A 15009-nucleotide genomic window follows, 5' to 3' on the forward strand; every position below is an offset into this window, starting at 1 on the left:
GGTCATAGCCCATCGCGTCGAAGGCGATCGCGTCGAACTTGGTGAAGGCCTGGAACGGACGGGTGCCATCAAAGCCGGTCGCCGTCGGGTCCATCAGACCGATTAGGTTGTTGGTGAGGCGGTCGTCCTTCCAGTGGCTCGCCTGGCGGCCATCGCCAACGGTGCGGCCGGTCGAAAGCAGCGCGAGGCAGTTCCGGCCCGCGTTGATCGAATAGCAGGCCTCGCCCGACACGGACCAGTCGAGGGTCTGCTTGCTGTTGAAGTTCTTGTAACGGAACAAGTCATGGACGGTGCCCCAGGCAAGGCCGTCGAGACCGGCTGCGCCGACGTTCACGTCCGCCAGATCGACGCCCGAGCGGAAGCCAAGCGCGTGGCCAATCTCGTGCGCGGCAACGCCAACAAAGTCGATCTTGCCTTCGGCGATGCCGTCGGAGCGGTCGAAGTCCCAGTCGAACTGATTGCTGAACTGCACCGTGCCGTCGCGGCCGTTCGGGTTGTTGGCGTTGTACATCGGGTTGAGACCCAGCGCCTTCACCTGCGCGGTGTTGATGTTGATGTTCAGATTGTCGACGGTGTTGTCGTTGTCCAGCGTCCGGCGCGTCGCGCTGATCGCCTGGCAGGTCGGCACGTTGGTGACGCAGTTGCCATCCTCGTTCGAGACGAAAGCTACGGTAGCGCCGCTCTGGAGGCTAGCCACGGCCGCATTGTCGAACACTGACTTCTTGTCCGCGTTCAGCAGCGTCTTCAGGCCCGCATAGGTGATGCTGTTGGTGGTCGAGCCGGTCGAGCCGAGCACGCCCGGGTTCAGCTGAGCAAAGCGCACGTCCAGGCGGATGGTGATGTCGTCGGTGAAATATTTCGAGAAGATCGCTGCCGCGGCGGTGAAGCCCTTGTGTGCGTCAGTGCCGACTTCGACCCCGCCGAGATTGTTCAGGATGAACTTCATGCCGCCACCACCGACGACATCGCTCTTCGCGGCTGCGTTCAGACCAGTGGTCTTGAGCGTGCCCTGGTTCTCGGTGAACTGGTGATTGCAGCTGGCAGTGTGGACGTGCTGCGCCATAGCAGGCACAGCCGATGCCGCGCAGCAGAGCGCTGCGAGAACAAGTTTCTTCATGGAACCCCTTCCCCAATAGACAGTCGATCCGAAACACCCCTCCGGATCGATCAGGCCCGAACGCCTATGATTAACAAATACTTGCGTCCAGACGCTTTTTTCATGCCGATGTCACATTTTCGGACAGGTGCGAAACGATCTCCAATGGGTTATCCGGTGGGCATGGACGAGCGAGAACAGGGCCGCCAACTGCAGCCCAGATGGAATGCGAACGGGCTGGTCACCGGCGTGGTGACGGATGCCGGAACCGGCGAGTTGCTGATGGTCGCGCACCTGAACGAGGAGGCGCTTCGTCTCACGCTGGCGACGGGGGAGGCGCATTTCTGGTCGCGCAGCCGCGGGCAGCTTTGGAAGAAGGGTGAGACGTCCGGCAACGTGCTTCGAATCGGAGAAGTGCGCGTCGATTGCGACCAGGATGCCCTGTGGCTTCGCGTGGAGCCCGCAGGCCCTGCCTGCCACACGGGGGAGCGGAGTTGCTTCTATAGGCGTGTAAACCCGGATGGATCGCTGGAGCGAGACACGGCAGCGCTTTTGCCCTAGCGCTGTCGAGTAGGTTCAGCCGGACGGAGTTGTTGATGCTCGATATTCTTCTGCTCGCATCGGCAGCCGCGGCGCAGCCGAACCCGGCGCAGCTCCGCGCCACCGTCGAAAAGCTGGTCAGTTTCGGCACTCGCCACACGCTCTCCTCCGCGACCGACCCGAAGCGCGGCATCGGTGCGGCGCGGCGCTGGACCGCAGGGCGGTTCGAAGCGCTCGGCAAGGCTTGCGGCGGCTGCCTGACCGTCGAAACGGTCGGCGACCAGTTCAGCGGCCCGCGGGCGCCGAATGGTGTGCGGGTCGAGAATGTTCTCGCGATCCAGCGCGGCACGTCCGACCCCGAACGGGTCGTCATCGTCCAGGGCCATATCGACAGCCGCGTCTCCGACGTGATGGATTTCACCTCCGACGCTCCCGGTGCGAATGACGACGCATCAGGGGTCGCGCTGGTCATGGAGGCGGCGCGGCTCCTCTCGAAGGAGAAGTTGGCGGGCACTATCGTCTACGCCGCTCTGTCTGGCGAAGAGCAAGGGCTCTGGGGCGGGCAGCTGCTAGCGCGGATTGCCAAGGAGCGCGGATGGAAAGTCGCCGCCGTCCTCAACAACGATATTGTCGGTAACACCACCGGTACAGGCGGCGCGCGCGACGACCGGCGCGTGCGCGTTTTCAGCGAAGGCATTACCGCGGCGGGCGATCTCGATACGCTAAAGGCGCAGCGTGCGAATGGCGGTGAGATGGACTCGCCATCGCGCGCAGTGGCCAAGGCGATCCGGCGGGTGGCCAGGCAGCAGCGCGGGCTCGAAGTGATCGCGGTGGGCCGGCCCGACCGGTTCCAACGCGGCGGCGACCACACCGCCTTTCTGAATGCGGGCATCCCCGCCGCGGTGCGCTTCAGCGAAGTGACGGAGAATTACGACCACCAACACCAGACGCTGCGCACCGAGAATGGCAAATTCTACGGCGACACGATCCAGTATATGGACTTTCCCTATCTGGCGAAGGTCACTGCGCTGAACATGGCCGTTGCGCGAGAACTGGCCAACGCGCCCGGAGCGCCGGAGGGCGTGACGATCGCCGGTGCGCTGAGTGCCGACACGACGGTGTCTTGGCAGCCTTCAGCAGGTGCGGCCCGCTATCGCATTCACTGGCGTCAGGCGGATGCGGGCGACTGGACTGATCACCGCGACGTTCCTGGCGATGCGACGAGCATCAAGCTCGACGGCGTGAACATCGACCATCATTTCTTCGGCGTGTCCGCACTGAGCGCGGGCGGTCAGGAAAGCGTGGTGAGCTTCGCCGGGCCCGCGCCCCGGCAGTAAGCGTGCCTATTCCGAAAGCTGGAGGTGATCGGCGAATTCCTCCAGCACGGCGCGGTACAGCTGCTGCTTGAAGGGCACGATCATTGCCGGCAGCTGCGACGGCTCCGCCCATTTCCAGGCGCGGAACTCCGGGTTCGGCGTGTCGATATGCACGTCTTCGTCCCGCCCCAGAAACCGGGCGAGGAACCAGGTCTGGCGCTGGCCGCGATACTTGCCGCCCCAGACCTTGCCCTTCAGCTCCTCCGGCAAGTCATAGTCGAGCTCGCGCGAGGCCCTGGCGACGATCTCGACCAGGTCGCGATCAATCCCCGTTTCTTCCTCAAGCTCGCGCAGCGCGGCCTCTTCCGCGCTTTCACCCGGATCAGTGCCCCCTTGCGGCATCTGCCAAGCGTCGAGGGCATTATCGAGCCGCTGCCCGACGAAGACCTTGTTCTCGGCGTTGAGTAGCATCACGCCCACGGCGGGGCGGTAGGGGAGGTCGCTCACTCCGCCGCGGCCGCGGACGTGTCGGCGCCGCGCGCGGCGATTGCCATGGTCAGCTCGGCCTCCGCTTCCAGGATCAAGTCCTTCAGGATGCGGAAGCAGGCGGCGACATCGCCGACGCTGGACGGGATGGCTTTGCGCAACGTGATGAAGCCATGGATGTTACCGACCGCTTCGCGATACACGGTCGGCACACCCGCCCTGACCAGCTCGGCGGCATAGGCGCGGCCCTGGTCGCGCAGCGGGTCGAGGCTGGCGGTGATGACCAGCGTCGGCGGTGTGCCCTCGTGGCGGTGCAGGATGGGAGCTGAGCGCAGATCGCCTTCAGTGGCGCGATAGGCTTCGTAGAAATAGCGCATTCCATCCTGGGTCAGCAGGTAACCGTCGCCGAAATCATGATAGGATTGGTATTTGGTGGCGTCATCGACGGCCGGATAAATTGGCCATTGCACGATGACGGGCACCTTCGCCGGCTCGTCCCGAAGCCGCTGTGTGACGACGATGGTCAGATTGCCGCCCGCACTGTCGCCCGCCAGCACGAGGCTGGTGACGTTCAGGCCCAGCTCGGCAGGACTGTCAGCCACCCACCGCGCCGCTGCTTCGCAATCGTCCGGAGCAGCCGGGAAGGGGTGCTCGGGCGCGAGGCGGTAATCCACCGCAATGACCGGCAGGTCGAGCGCGCGCGCCGCTTCGGCGCAGAAACTGTCGTGAGTTTCCAGGTCGCCGATGACAAAGCCGCCGCCGTGAAAGAAGACCATCGCGGGTCCGGGCTCGCGGCGCTCGCGTGCATCGTAGAGGCGCACTGGAATGCCGCGGCACTTCAGGTCGCGCTTGATCGCCAGTTCGCCTGCCGGCGGATCGGCGATCTCCTTCATGGCCAGCATTTGCGCGCGTGCTTCCGGCGCGCCAAGCTGGTGCATTTTGGGGCCGGGCAGGTTGTTCAGAAAACCAAGGAACATCTGCACGTCCGGGCGGACATAGGGCTGCGTCATCGTACGGTTCCTCTCATTTTGGTTTGCCGGAACCATAGCCAGCAGGTCACCCGAGCGAAAGGTTCAGCGCGCGGCGAGTGGCACTCCGAAGAGGTCATGCTCGTCGGCGTCCTCGATCAGGACGGAGACGATGTCCCCCTGCGTCAGGTCCCCGGCATCGCGGAGCAGGACATTGCCGTCGATCTCCGGCGCATCGGCCTGCGAACGGCCAGTCGCGCCGCCTTCCTCGTCCACCTCGTCGATGATGACGGGAAGGGTGCGGCCGATCTTCGCCTGGAGCCGCGCCGCGCTGATCGCCGCGGTCCGCTCCATGATACGGGCGTAGCGCTCTTCCTTCACCTCGTCGGGCACGGGATCAGGAAGGGCGTTGGCCGCCGCGCCCTCGACCGGCTCGAAGCGGAACGCGCCGACACGATCGAGTTGGGCCTCGTCGAGCCAGTCCAGCAGATACTGGAAATCCTCTTCCGTCTCACCTGGAAAGCCGACCACGAAGCTCGAGCGGATGGCGAGGTCCGGGCAGATCGCCCGCCAGGCCTTGATCCGCTCCAGCACCTTGGCGTCGTTCGCCGGCCGCTTCATCGCCTTCAGCACCTTCGCCGCCGCATGCTGGAAGGGGATGTCGAGATAGGGCGTGACCAGGCCCTCGGCCATCAAGGGGATGACCTGCTCCACATGCGGATAGGGATAGACATAATGGAGCCGCACCCAGGCGCCGAGCTTGCCGAGCTCGCGCGCCAGGTCCGTCATGTGCGCACGGACGGGCGCGCCCTTCCAGTTCCACTCGGCGTGGCGCAGGTCGACGCCATAGGCCGACGTGTCCTGGCTGATCACCAGCAGCTCACGGGTGCCCGCGGCAATCAGCTTTTCCGCCTCGCGCAGGATAGCATCCGGACGCCGGCTGGCGAGGTCGCCGCGCAGCGACGGGATGATGCAGAAGGCGCAGCGGTGGTTGCAACCTTCGGAGATCTTCAGATAGCTATAGTGGCGGGGCGTGAGCTTCAGCCCCGCTTCCGGCACCAGATCCAGGAAAGGCGAGGGGATGGGCGGCGCCGCTTCGTGCACCGCGTCGACCACCTGCTCATATTGATGCGCGCCGGTGACTGCGAGAACCTGCGGGAAACGGGCGCGGATCACTTCCGCTTCCTTGCCCATGCAGCCCGTGACGATTACCCGGCCATTCTCGGCGATGGCTTCGCCGATCGCTTCCAGGCTCTCTTCCTTGGCGCTGTCGAGAAAGCCGCAGGTATTGACCAGCACCACATCGGCCCCCGCATAGTCGGCCGACATCTGATAGCCGTCCGACCGCAGCTTGGTCAGGATGCGCTCGCTGTCGACCAGGTTCTTCGGACAGCCGAGCGAAACCATGCCGACCTTGGGCGGGGTGGGGAGTGCGGTAGCCATTGGGAAGGCGGGCGACATAGTGCGTCGGCGCGCGATTTGCCAGTGGCTCGCCCATCAAGGTTGCCAAGCGCCTCGGGAGCCGCTCAAATGCCGGGGTGAGTGGGGGGCGTCGATGTTGAGCGGATCGCCTGCGAGCCTGGTCGAGCGCGCCAGGGCTGCGATCGAACGCGGCGACCTGCTTTCCGCCTATGATCTGGCGCGGCCCGAGGGCGCGACCGGCAGCTCGCCCGAACTGGCCTATATCGCCGTGCTCGCCATGGCTCGGATGGGCGAGACCGAGCAGGCTATGCGGCTCTATGAGCTGAGCGGGCTTTCGACAGCCGACGATGTTGACAGCCAGGCGCTGGGCGCACGGCTGCTCAAAGATCATGCGCTGCAGGATGGACGCGGCTATGCCGGGCTGAAGCGGGCGGCGGAAGCCTATGCGGACGTCTATTTGCGCAGCCGCGATCCGTTTCCGGCGATCAACGCGGCCACGCTCAACCTGCTCGCCGGCGATCTGGAGCGGGCAGGTCAATTCGCGCTTTTTGCCCTGGGAGCGCCGTCGGTCGCTGAGCCCAAGGACTATTATGGCGCCGCGACCCAAGCCGAGGCGCTGGCGGTGCTTGGCCGCGAAGTCGAGGCCGTGGCGGCCATCGATCGGGCGCTGACTCTGCCGGGCGCCAATGTCGGGGCGCGCTCCTCGACACTGAGGCAGTTCGAGTTGCTTGCCCGATATCGGCACGAGGGCCACAAGCTCGCGCCTGTGATCAGGCGGCTGACGCCGCCAGCGGTCGTTACCTTCTCCGGTCATATTTTCAGGGCGGACGCGGAGAAGGAAGCGAGGCTCGCCGAACTCATCGACGCTCACCTGGACGAGTCGAATATCGGCTTCGGCTATGGCGCCCTAGCCGCAGGCGCCGACATCCTGATCGCCGAGCGGCTGCTCGATCGCGGCGCGACGCTCAACCTCGTGTTTCCGTTCAGGGAAAGCGACTTCATCGCCAACTCGGTGGTGCCGGCCGGTGATGAGTGGCTGAAACGCTATTACTCGGTTCGGGAAAGGGCGGCCGGCATCAACTTCGCCACCCTCGCGGACTTCGTGAACGATCCGGCCCAGTTCGGCTATGGCGCAACGGTCGCTATGGGCATGGCGCGGCTGCGGGCGCAGCATCTCGGCACGCGGGCGGTGCAACTGGCCCTGTGGGACGGCAATCCTCGTCCAGGAGCGGCAGCCGGGACGGCGCACGACGTGGATCAATGGCAAAGGACCGGCGGTACGACGATCCGAATAGACTCGGCCGGGCTCGACCGCTCGATCGGCTACAAGAGCAGCGACATGTCGCCGCCAGACCGTCGGCTCAAGGCTCTGTTGTTCGCAGACTTCCCCGGGTTCACGCGGATCAGCGAGGGCAAGTTGCCGCTCTTCTGGGCGCGGGTGATGACGATCGCCGGCAGGGTCTTCGCCGATCACGCGCCGGATGTGGATTTCACCAACAGCTGGGGCGACGCCGTGTTCGGCGTGTTCAGCACCGCCGAGGCCGCCGCCGACGCGGGCTTGGCCCTTCAAGCAGCGCTGCTGAGCGTGTCTCCCGCCGAACTGGGCTTGGACCGGCCGACGCAGATGCGTGTCAGCCTTCATTTCGGGCCGGTCTATTTCGGCCCGGACCCGATCACCGGACGCGAAGCCTTTTACGGGACCGAAATCTCGCGAGCGGCGAGAGTGGAGCCGCTGACCCCCCCAGGCAGTGTCTATGCCAGCCAGCCGCTGGCAGCGATATTGGCGAACACCGCGCCCGAGAAGTTCAGCGCCACCTATGTGGGCAAGATCGACCTGCCCAAGGGGTTCGGCCAGTACCCGCTCTATGCGCTCAGGCGCCGGCCGACCAAAGCTCTCTAGGCCGCCGCCGTAACCACGCGCCGGCGCCGGGCCGCACCGCCGATCAGGCCGAAGCCGCCGATCATCATCGCCCAGGTAGTAGGCTCAGGTACCGCCTGCGCGCGAGGATCGAACAGCGCGCCATATTTGATCGGGCCTTCGCCGCCCGGCTGCTCCGGTCGAGGCGCATCGAGGGGCACGAACGCGAAGGGGATACGATATGCGTCGTAGTTGCGGCCGATGACCGGATAGACGCCTTCGTCCACGAGGTTCGGACCGAAATCGCTGAGGCTGGTGATATTGCTCACGCCGCCATCATTGCGAGGATCGCCGAACACCACCTGCAACCCGGCGCAGTCCAACACGTCCTGGCACACCGCATCGGTATAGGTCTGATAGCTCGCAATATACGAAATCTGGGTGGTCTGACCCCCCGCGATTTGAAGCAGCGGGATGCTCAAAGCCGTCGCGCTCCAGTCGATCACTTCCCAGCGTTCGTCAGGATCGAAGGTTTCCGTCAGACCATTGAACACAAGATTGCCGGTGTTCAGATAGGCACCGTCTGAGTTTACCCCGCCAGTAGCCGCGTAGAGCGTGATCGGGTCAGATTCGACGCCAAAGGATTGAACGACGCGAAAGTCGAACGAGCCCCGCTGCGTGCCACCTCCGCGAATATGGGCAATATGGCCAGGCGTGATCAGCGAGTCGAACCGTAATGCCACCGGCCCGTCATTCTCGTTCGTCAAAGTGAAGGTGATGACGGTCTCACTGAACGTCGTCCCCGCGCCGACGGCATAATTGTCGTGCAGGAAGAAGAAGTTGCCGACATCGGCCGTTCCGATGTAGTTGACGCCAACTTCCGAGCTTTCGGTCGGCAGCGTGTCGGCGACGTAAAAGGTTTCCTTCTCGCCTCCGATCTTCGGAACGAAGCTCGTGCCGCTACCCGCGGCGAAGCCATACTGGTTCTGGACGGTCGCAGTCTCCTTGATGCCGGGCAGGGCCGCGGCGGCCGGAGCGGCTCCAAGAAGCGAAAGCGCTACGACAGGCGTACAGCTAGCCGCCAACAGGCGTAGATGATTGCGCATACTCGACTCCCCCTTACACAAGTAACGACTCGTTAACATTTTTCGGGAGCTCTTCCTAGAGAGAGGCCGCGTCCCTGCTGTGCGCTGCGACACAATTGTCCCGCCTGTAGACAAGAGCGGGCGCGGAGCGGTCCAGCTTGCGCTGGAGGGCGGAAGCAGCAGCGCAGGCGGAGGAGGCTTCTTTCGCCCGCTTTCCTGCGGCGAGAATTCGCGAGCGGAGTAGGAGCAGCTCAACCTGGTCGGGGTCGTCCGGGCCGTAATTGGCGTCGTAAATGACCTTGGTGCGCGCGACCCGTGCGAGGGCGGCCTCGGTCCGGCCGCGTTTGGCTTCCGCTTCGGCCGCATAAAAATCGGCGTCTCCGACCGCAGCATTGTTCGCCCCATAGATGCGCGCATAGAGCGCACGTGCCCGGTCGAGCGCCTGAAGGGCGCCTGCGGCATCGCCTTGAGCCGTGCGGATGCGGCCTTGAAGGATCAACGCAGCACCGATGGTCGGATGATCGCCTTCGAGCACCCGGTCATAGGTGGAGACAGCGCGCTTTATGCCGGCCGCCGCGCGGTCGAGCTCGCCGCGCTCGAAATCGGCCAGTGCGCGGTTCTGAAAGGCAGTGGCAGTGCGGACGTCGTTGGTGCCAAAGGCGGCGGCGTAGCTCGCCTCGGCTTGGCCGAAGAGCCGGTCGGCCTCGTCAAACCGCTTGATCCGGACAAGCGCACGGGCCTGTGCCATCGACACGCGGGCCAGCGCTTCGCGGTGGTCTCCGGGGAGCTTTGCGATCAGCTTTGCAGCTTCCCCAAGCAGGCGCGCCGACTCGGCATATCGGCCGGCGAGCACTTCCGCCATGCCGCGCTGCTCCAGCACTTCTGCATCGAGTTCGCCGGAATAGGCTGCGCTCTTGTCGTAAGAAGCGGCGGCGGCGTCGATCCTTTGTCGGAGCTGCGCCTGATCCCCGCGCTTGAACGCGACCGTCGCAAGCTTGAGCAGGGTCCGGGCGCGCTCTTCGCTGCCCTCGGGCTGGCGGGCGAGCGCCGATTGCAGATCGCGCTCCGCCTCCTTCAGCAGGCCGAGATTGTAATAGATCTCGCCCGTCGCGCGCAGCAGCCGTCCGCTGACCGCCGGCTCCGTCTTCAGCTCTACGCCCGCACGCCGACTGGCGCGGTTCAGGATGGTGAGTGCCGTGATGGTTCGCGGGTTGTCAGTCGCCGGATTGGCGATAGCGAAAGTGCCGATCAGGAACTCCAGGCTGCGATCGGCCAACTGCTGCTGCCTGACCGCGATCCGCCGCTGGCTTTCGGCGTAGATGGCGAGGCCGATCGTCACCACCATCACGGTCAGCGACACGCCCGTGATCCACATCATCTGGCGCTGCCGCCGCGCCGCGTCGCGCCGCACCAGCCCGTCCAGCCGGACATCGGCAATGCCGGCGATCAGCTTCAGCAGTGCGAGCCGCTTGCCGTCCTTGCCGGGGCGAATGTCGGCTGCGATCGGCTCGGCCGGTGTGTCGGACAGCGAGCCGCCTGGGGCGAGATGGAAGCGCAGCGCTTCGGGGAAGCATTCGGTGTCGCCGCCGGCATAGGGCTCGCCGGACAGGATCAGCGCCAGCGTGCGATGCTCGCCATGGATGCGCTTGAAGGTGAGGATTTCCTCATTGACCCATTTCGACTTGGCGGCGCGGGGGCTGCACAGGACGATCTGAAAGCGGGACTCGGCCAGTGCTGCCCGAAGATGCTCGCCCAGATCGCCGCTCGCCGGCAGCTCGTCCCGATCGCGGAAGACGGGCGGCAGCTTTCGCGGGACCGGCCCGAAGCTGGTCTCTGCTCCAACCAGGCTGCGCGGCATCCGGAACGTCTCGAGCGCCTGGTGCAGCCAGCGCGCCGCCGCCTGGTCCGAATGGCTGTAGCTGATGAAGGCCGAAAAGCGGGTCATGTCGAGACTGCGGGGACGATCTCGACGATCCGGTCGCCGGGCTCCAGCCGCTGCGCCTCGGGCTGCCAGAAGCCAAAGTCCCGCCCCTCGCGGATGATCCGCACGCCAAGTCCGGTCGTCAGGGCGGATAGCGGCCCGCCCGCTTCGGCGGCGGCGATCGGACGCTCCACCAGCTGCACATGGCCGGCCGCGCTGGCGAGATCGGTGATGTATTCGGTGGTGTGCGTGCCTTCGCATGATCCGGCGAGCAGCAACCCGGCGAAGCTGACGGGGTTGACGACCGTGGTCGCTCCCGCCTGGCGGGCGAGCAGTTCATTGTCTTCGGCCCGGATGGTCGTGCTGATCCGCAAGTTGGGCGCCAGGTGCCGCGCGGTAAGGGTGATCAGGATCGCCGTGTCGTCGCGGCCGGCAGTCACCACCAGTGCGTTCGCCTGGTTGATGCGTACCGCCTGCAGCGTCGCGTCGCGCGTCGCGTCGCCCTGAATGACGGTGCAGCCCAGCGTCTCGGCTTCCGCCACCGCTTCGGCGAGGCAGTCCATCACGACGATCCGCTCCGCCGGCATGCCGCGGGCGATGAGTTCCTCCGCCGTCTCGCGCCCGGTGACGCCGAAGCCGGCGATGACGGTGTGATCGGTCAGCGTCTTTTGAATGATGCTCATACGCCATCTGTCCCAAGTGCGGCGGATCACGAACGTATAGGCCGTGCCGAAGAAGATCATCACGACGAAGATGCGGATGGGCGTGACGATAAAGGCGTCGAACATCCGCGCCTGCTCGGTTACCGGCACGATATCGCCATAGCCGGTGGTCGTGACGGAGATCATCGTGAAATAGAGGATGTCAATCAGACTGATCTCGCCGCCGGCGCTGTCGCGCAGCCCGTCGCGGTCGAACCAGTGCACGGCGACGGCAAGCCCGATCAGCGCCAGCACCAGCAGAATGCGCCACCCGATCTGGAGCCAAACGGGCGTGCTGGATGGCCGCCGCAAGGTCAAATGACGTTGCGGCGGAACGCGCATGCTCAGCTATAGGCCTGTTCGAGCATGGCGAGGCTCGGCCTATGCGTCAGGTCCAGCTGCAGCGGCGTGACGGAGATGAAGCCGTCCGCCACCGCCTCGATATCGGTGGCGTGGGCCGGCGTATGCACCATCGGCCTCAGCCCGAACCAGAAATAGTCATAGCCGCGGGGGTCTGTCCGTTGATCGATGCGGGCGCGGCCGTAATCGTGAAAGCCCTGGCTGACCACGCGGATACCCTTCACCTGGTCCGCGGCCAAGGCGGGGAAGTTGATGTTGACGAGCGTGCGCGGCTCGAACGGCGCGTCGAGCAGGGGGCGGAGCACCCGCTCGCCCCAGGCGGTGGCGGCGTCGAACGGCACGGTGTCGCCCATGCCTTCGCGAGCATAGACTTGGCTCATCGCGATCGCGCGCACTCCGGCGAGCGCGCCTTCCATCGCCGCCGAGACGGTGCCCGAATAGGTGATGTCATCGGCCAGGTTGGCGCCCCGGTTGACGCCGGATAGCACCAGATCGGGTTTAAGCTCCTTCATCAGATGCCCGACCGCCATCATCACGCTGTCCGTCGGCGTGCCGGTGACGCAGAAGCGGCGCTCCCCCAGCTTGCGCAGGCGGATCGGACGGCTGAGCGTCAGCGAATGGCCGGTGCCCGATTGTTCCTCGGCCGGCGCGACCACCCAGATATCGTCGGAAAAGCAGCGCGCGATCTGCTCCAGGACCTTGAGGCCGGCGGCGTTGATGCCGTCATCGTTGGTCAGGAGAATACGCACTTTACGCTCCGCTGGGCCGTGGCGCCGGCGGAAGGACGGCGCTCAGGCGGGGTTAACCGACCCGCCGCGCGCCTGCAATCGCCGCCGCGACGCCGCTCCGACGAGCCCGAAGCCGCCGATCATCATCGCCCAGCTCGCCGGTTCAGGCACCGCTGAACCAAATGCGGCAACGGAAATGCCTCCGCTATAGTTCTCGCCGAACGGTTTGAAGAAAAATCCGGTCGAAAATGGCGCCGGCGCCAGCAGGCCGTCGCCTGCGATTGGGGCGGAGAGCGTGAAGATGCCGACGGTTCCGCCCTGCTTCTGCCCGACCACCAGCGAGTCGCCCTTGGCTCCCGCGATGAAGCTGAGCGAGAGCTCGCCTTGATAGTCGTCGCCGAACGGCTTGAAGTCGAACGCTTCGGCCCCGCGGCTGAGGCTGATCACTCGCACCGACCCATCGCCTGCCGCGATCTTGCTCGCGAACAAGGCATTCTGCCCGAGGAACTTGCCAGCGGCGAGGTTGATGCCGCCCTTATAGTCCTCGCCGAATGGCGTGAAGGAGCCGAGTGCCCGGCCGGTCGCACCGTCGAACGGCCTCACCGAGCCGTCGCCCGCCGCAGCCGTGACGATCAGTTCCGCGACGCCGTCGCCGTTCAGGTCTCCCGTCGCGACGCGCACGCCACCCTTGAACTCGGCATCGAACGCATCGAACGCGTGGGTGGTGGCGCCGTTGCCGTCGAAGACACGGACATGAGGGCCGGCGCCCGGCCCGGCCCCGGTGATGATGTCGGCCTTGCCATCGCCGTTGACGTCACCGGCCGCCACCGAGATGCCGCCCTTGAACTCCGCGCCGAACGGATCAACGGCGAGATGCTGCTTGAGCGTGCGCCCGTCGAACACCCGGACATGCGGGCCGCTGGCATGGCCCGTGACGAGGTCCGCCACGCCGTCGCCGTTGATGTCGCCAGCGGCAACATTGACGCCACCCGCTTGTTCGAAGGGAGACAGGCTGGTTAGGAATTTACCCGTGGAGTCGTAAAGAAGAGTGGTCTCCCCGCCGCCGAGCGCCATCCTGAAATGGCTCGTCTTGGGCGGCTCCTTGGCCGTCGCGGCGTCGGCGCGGTCGAGTGCCGGGAGAAGTGTCGCAGCGGCAGCGGCCGCGGCGAAGGACACTGTCAACGTCTTGCTCATGATGGCACCCCCTGTTGTGCGGTTCATGATTAACACGAACCGGGGCACCTAGCGAAGCCGCCCTCAGCCGGGTGTGAGCGCCGTCGCTCCGCCCATATAGGGGAGCAGGACCTCGGGCACACGGACCGATCCGTCCTTTTCCTGATAGTTTTCAAGCACTGCGACCAGGGTGCGGCCGACTGCCAGCGCCGACCCGTTGAGCGTGTGGACGAACTCGGGCTTGCCGCCTTCGCGACGAAAGCGCGCATTCATGCGACGAGCCTGGAAGTCGCCGCAGTTGGAGCAGCTGGAGATTTCGCGATACTTGCTTTGGCCGGGCAGCCAGACCTCGAGATCATAGGTCTTGCGGGCGGAAAAGCCCATGTCTCCCGCGCAGAGCAGCATCCGCCGGTATGGGAGCTCCAGCGCTTCCAGGATCGATTCTGCCGCGCGCGTCATTCGCTCATGCTCGTCTTCGGACGCTTCGGGCGCGGTGATTGATACCAGCTCGACTTTCTCGAACTGATGTTGGCGGATCAGCCCCTTGGCGTCCCGTCCCGCCGCGCCGGCTTCTGCCCGGAAACACTGGGTCAGCGCGGTGAAGCGAAGCGGCAGTTGCTTCTCTTCAAGGATCTTCTCGCGCGCCAGGTTGGTCAGGCTGACTTCCGCCGTGGGGATCAGCCAGCGATCGTCGATCGTGCGGAAGCTGTCCTCTGCGAATTTCGGTAGTTGGGTGGTCCCGAACATCGCCGCGTCGCGCACCAGCACGGGCGCATTGACCTCGGTATAGCCCCATTCGCTGGTGTTCTTGTCCAGCATGAACTGCCCGATCGCGCGGTGCAGCCGGGCGATGCCACCCTTGAGAAACGCGAACCGCGCACCGGCGATGGCCGCGGCGCTTTCAAAGTCTAACCCGAGCGCGGGCGCGAAATCAGCATGCTCCGGCCACTCGCCCTGCCGCGGCTCGCCCCAGCGCGAGACTTGCTGGTTGGCGTCCTCGTCCAGTCCGTCTGGCACCTCCGCCGCCGGCAGGTTGGGGATGACCGCGAGGTTAGCCTCCAAGGCTGTATCCGCTTCCCGTGCAGCATCCTCCAGCTCCGGCACGCGGGTCTTCAGCGCCGATACTTCCGTCAGAAGGGCGATCGCCTCTTCTTCGCGCTTCTGGGCCTTGGCGTTTCCGATCGCCTTGGACGCTTCGTTGCGGCGGGCGAGGGCGGCTTGCAGTTCCGTCTGTGCCGCCCGGCGCCGCTCGTCCAGCGACACCAGCGCGGCCGACAAGGGCTCCAGTCCGCGCCTCGCCAGGCCGGCGTCGAAGGCTTGCGGGTCGTCGCGGATCAGGCGGATGTCGTGCATGG

The 15009-nt window shown here is 65.5% G+C and carries 11 protein-coding genes and 3 pseudogenes; 3 read left to right on the forward strand and 11 right to left on the reverse strand.

Translation table 11 applies throughout. From position 1 onward, the window contains the following. Nucleotides 1-13: 13 nt before the first annotated feature. Nucleotides 14-1117 (reverse strand): annotated as a pseudogene (locus VGT77_RS02305) (NF038122 family metalloprotease); the annotation flags it as partial. Nucleotides 1118-1261: 144 nt separating this feature from the next. Here VGT77_RS02305 and hisI point away from each other — a divergent pair. Both hisI and VGT77_RS02315 read left to right on the forward strand, forming a co-directional pair. Beyond that, nucleotides 1262-1657: a phosphoribosyl-AMP cyclohydrolase gene (hisI, locus tag VGT77_RS02310; RefSeq protein ID WP_414713347.1), complete on the forward strand. Its 396-nt coding sequence runs from the start codon at nucleotides 1262-1264 to the stop codon at nucleotides 1655-1657. A 35-nt stretch (nucleotides 1658-1692) separates the two neighbouring features. Then, entirely contained in the window at nucleotides 1693-2973 is a 1281-nt protein-coding gene (locus VGT77_RS02315; RefSeq protein WP_327459184.1) for a M28 family metallopeptidase, read from the forward strand. A gap of 6 nt (nucleotides 2974-2979) precedes the next feature. Here VGT77_RS02315 and VGT77_RS02320 read toward each other — a convergent pair whose 3' ends face one another. The 3 genes from VGT77_RS02320 to rimO all read right to left on the reverse strand — a co-directional run bounded on the left by VGT77_RS02320 (nucleotide 2980) and on the right by rimO (nucleotide 5849). After that, a complete protein-coding gene (locus VGT77_RS02320; protein WP_327459186.1) occupies nucleotides 2980-3459 on the reverse strand; it encodes an RNA pyrophosphohydrolase in 480 nt (159 codons plus the stop codon). Then, nucleotides 3456-4448 (reverse strand): alpha/beta hydrolase, encoded by a 993-nt coding sequence (locus VGT77_RS02325; RefSeq protein WP_327459188.1) that lies wholly within the window; start codon nucleotides 4446-4448, stop codon nucleotides 3456-3458. The genes VGT77_RS02320 and VGT77_RS02325 overlap by 4 nt, the downstream gene beginning before the upstream one ends. Nucleotides 4449-4511: 63 nt before the next feature. After that, the gene (gene rimO / locus VGT77_RS02330) at nucleotides 4512-5849 is read right to left on the reverse strand and encodes a 30S ribosomal protein S12 methylthiotransferase RimO (protein WP_327459190.1); all 1338 of its coding nucleotides are present in this window, start codon (nucleotides 5847-5849) and stop codon (nucleotides 4512-4514) included. A gap of 112 nt (nucleotides 5850-5961) precedes the next feature. Between rimO and VGT77_RS02335 the strand changes: the two genes are divergently transcribed. Then, nucleotides 5962-7728 carry a tetratricopeptide repeat-containing protein gene (locus VGT77_RS02335; protein WP_327459192.1) on the forward strand — a complete coding sequence of 589 codons (1767 nt, stop codon included), beginning with the start codon at nucleotides 5962-5964 and terminating at the stop codon, nucleotides 7726-7728. Here the strand turns inward: VGT77_RS02335 and VGT77_RS02340 are convergent. From VGT77_RS02340 to serS, 7 genes and pseudogenes are all read right to left on the reverse strand, one after another. Next, nucleotides 7725-8792 (reverse strand): PEPxxWA-CTERM sorting domain-containing protein, encoded by a 1068-nt coding sequence (locus VGT77_RS02340; RefSeq protein WP_327459194.1) that lies wholly within the window; start codon nucleotides 8790-8792, stop codon nucleotides 7725-7727. The two genes, VGT77_RS02335 and VGT77_RS02340, sit on opposite strands and share 4 nt — an antisense overlap. 55 nt (nucleotides 8793-8847) lie before the next feature. Then, nucleotides 8848-10716 carry a toll/interleukin-1 receptor domain-containing protein gene (locus VGT77_RS02345; protein ID WP_327459195.1) on the reverse strand — a complete coding sequence of 623 codons (1869 nt, stop codon included), beginning with the start codon at nucleotides 10714-10716 and terminating at the stop codon, nucleotides 8848-8850. Next, nucleotides 10713-11735 carry a potassium channel family protein gene (locus VGT77_RS02350; protein WP_327459197.1) on the reverse strand — a complete coding sequence of 341 codons (1023 nt, stop codon included), beginning with the start codon at nucleotides 11733-11735 and terminating at the stop codon, nucleotides 10713-10715. The genes VGT77_RS02345 and VGT77_RS02350 overlap by 4 nt, the downstream gene beginning before the upstream one ends. A 2-nt stretch (nucleotides 11736-11737) precedes the next feature. Further along, a complete protein-coding gene (gene surE, locus VGT77_RS02355) occupies nucleotides 11738-12502 on the reverse strand; it encodes a 5'/3'-nucleotidase SurE (RefSeq protein WP_327459199.1) in 765 nt (254 codons plus the stop codon). Nucleotides 12503-12544: 42 nt separating this feature from the next. After that, nucleotides 12545-12658, reverse strand: a pseudogene (locus VGT77_RS15575) (PEPxxWA-CTERM sorting domain-containing protein); the annotation flags it as partial. A 435-nt stretch (nucleotides 12659-13093) separates the two neighbouring features. After that, nucleotides 13094-13702 (reverse strand): annotated as a pseudogene (locus VGT77_RS15580) (FG-GAP repeat domain-containing protein); the annotation flags it as partial. 36 nt (nucleotides 13703-13738) lie between these two features. Beyond that, complete coding sequence (gene serS / locus VGT77_RS02365; protein ID WP_327459203.1) at nucleotides 13739-15007, reverse strand: serine--tRNA ligase; 1269 nt, start codon at nucleotides 15005-15007, stop codon at nucleotides 13739-13741. Nucleotides 15008-15009: the final 2 nt, after the last annotated feature.

The organism is Sphingomonas sp. (genome assembly GCF_035944535.1).
In the GTDB taxonomy this organism is placed as follows: Bacteria; Pseudomonadota; Alphaproteobacteria; order Sphingomonadales; family Sphingomonadaceae; genus Sphingomonas_B.

Bases quoted from the DNA above. Each gene is read 5' to 3' on its own strand.
- VGT77_RS02325 (WP_327459188.1), bottom strand. From the start codon at position 4,448: ATGACGCAGCCCTATGTCCGCCCGGACGTGCAGATGTTCCTTGGTTTT.
- VGT77_RS02315 (WP_327459184.1), top strand. From the start codon at position 1,693: ATGCTCGATATTCTTCTGCTCGCATCGGCAGCCGCGGCGCAGCCGAAC.
- rimO (WP_327459190.1), bottom strand. From the start codon at position 5,849: ATGGCTACCGCACTCCCCACCCCGCCCAAGGTCGGCATGGTTTCGCTC.
- hisI (WP_414713347.1), top strand. From the start codon at position 1,262: ATGGGTTATCCGGTGGGCATGGACGAGCGAGAACAGGGCCGCCAACTG.
- VGT77_RS02335 (WP_327459192.1), top strand. From the start codon at position 5,962: ATGTTGAGCGGATCGCCTGCGAGCCTGGTCGAGCGCGCCAGGGCTGCG.
- VGT77_RS02340 (WP_327459194.1), bottom strand. From the start codon at position 8,792: ATGCGCAATCATCTACGCCTGTTGGCGGCTAGCTGTACGCCTGTCGTA.
- VGT77_RS02350 (WP_327459197.1), bottom strand. From the start codon at position 11,735: ATGCGCGTTCCGCCGCAACGTCATTTGACCTTGCGGCGGCCATCCAGC.
- serS (WP_327459203.1), bottom strand. From the start codon at position 15,007: ATGCACGACATCCGCCTGATCCGCGACGACCCGCAAGCCTTCGACGCC.
- VGT77_RS02345 (WP_327459195.1), bottom strand. From the start codon at position 10,716: ATGACCCGCTTTTCGGCCTTCATCAGCTACAGCCATTCGGACCAGGCG.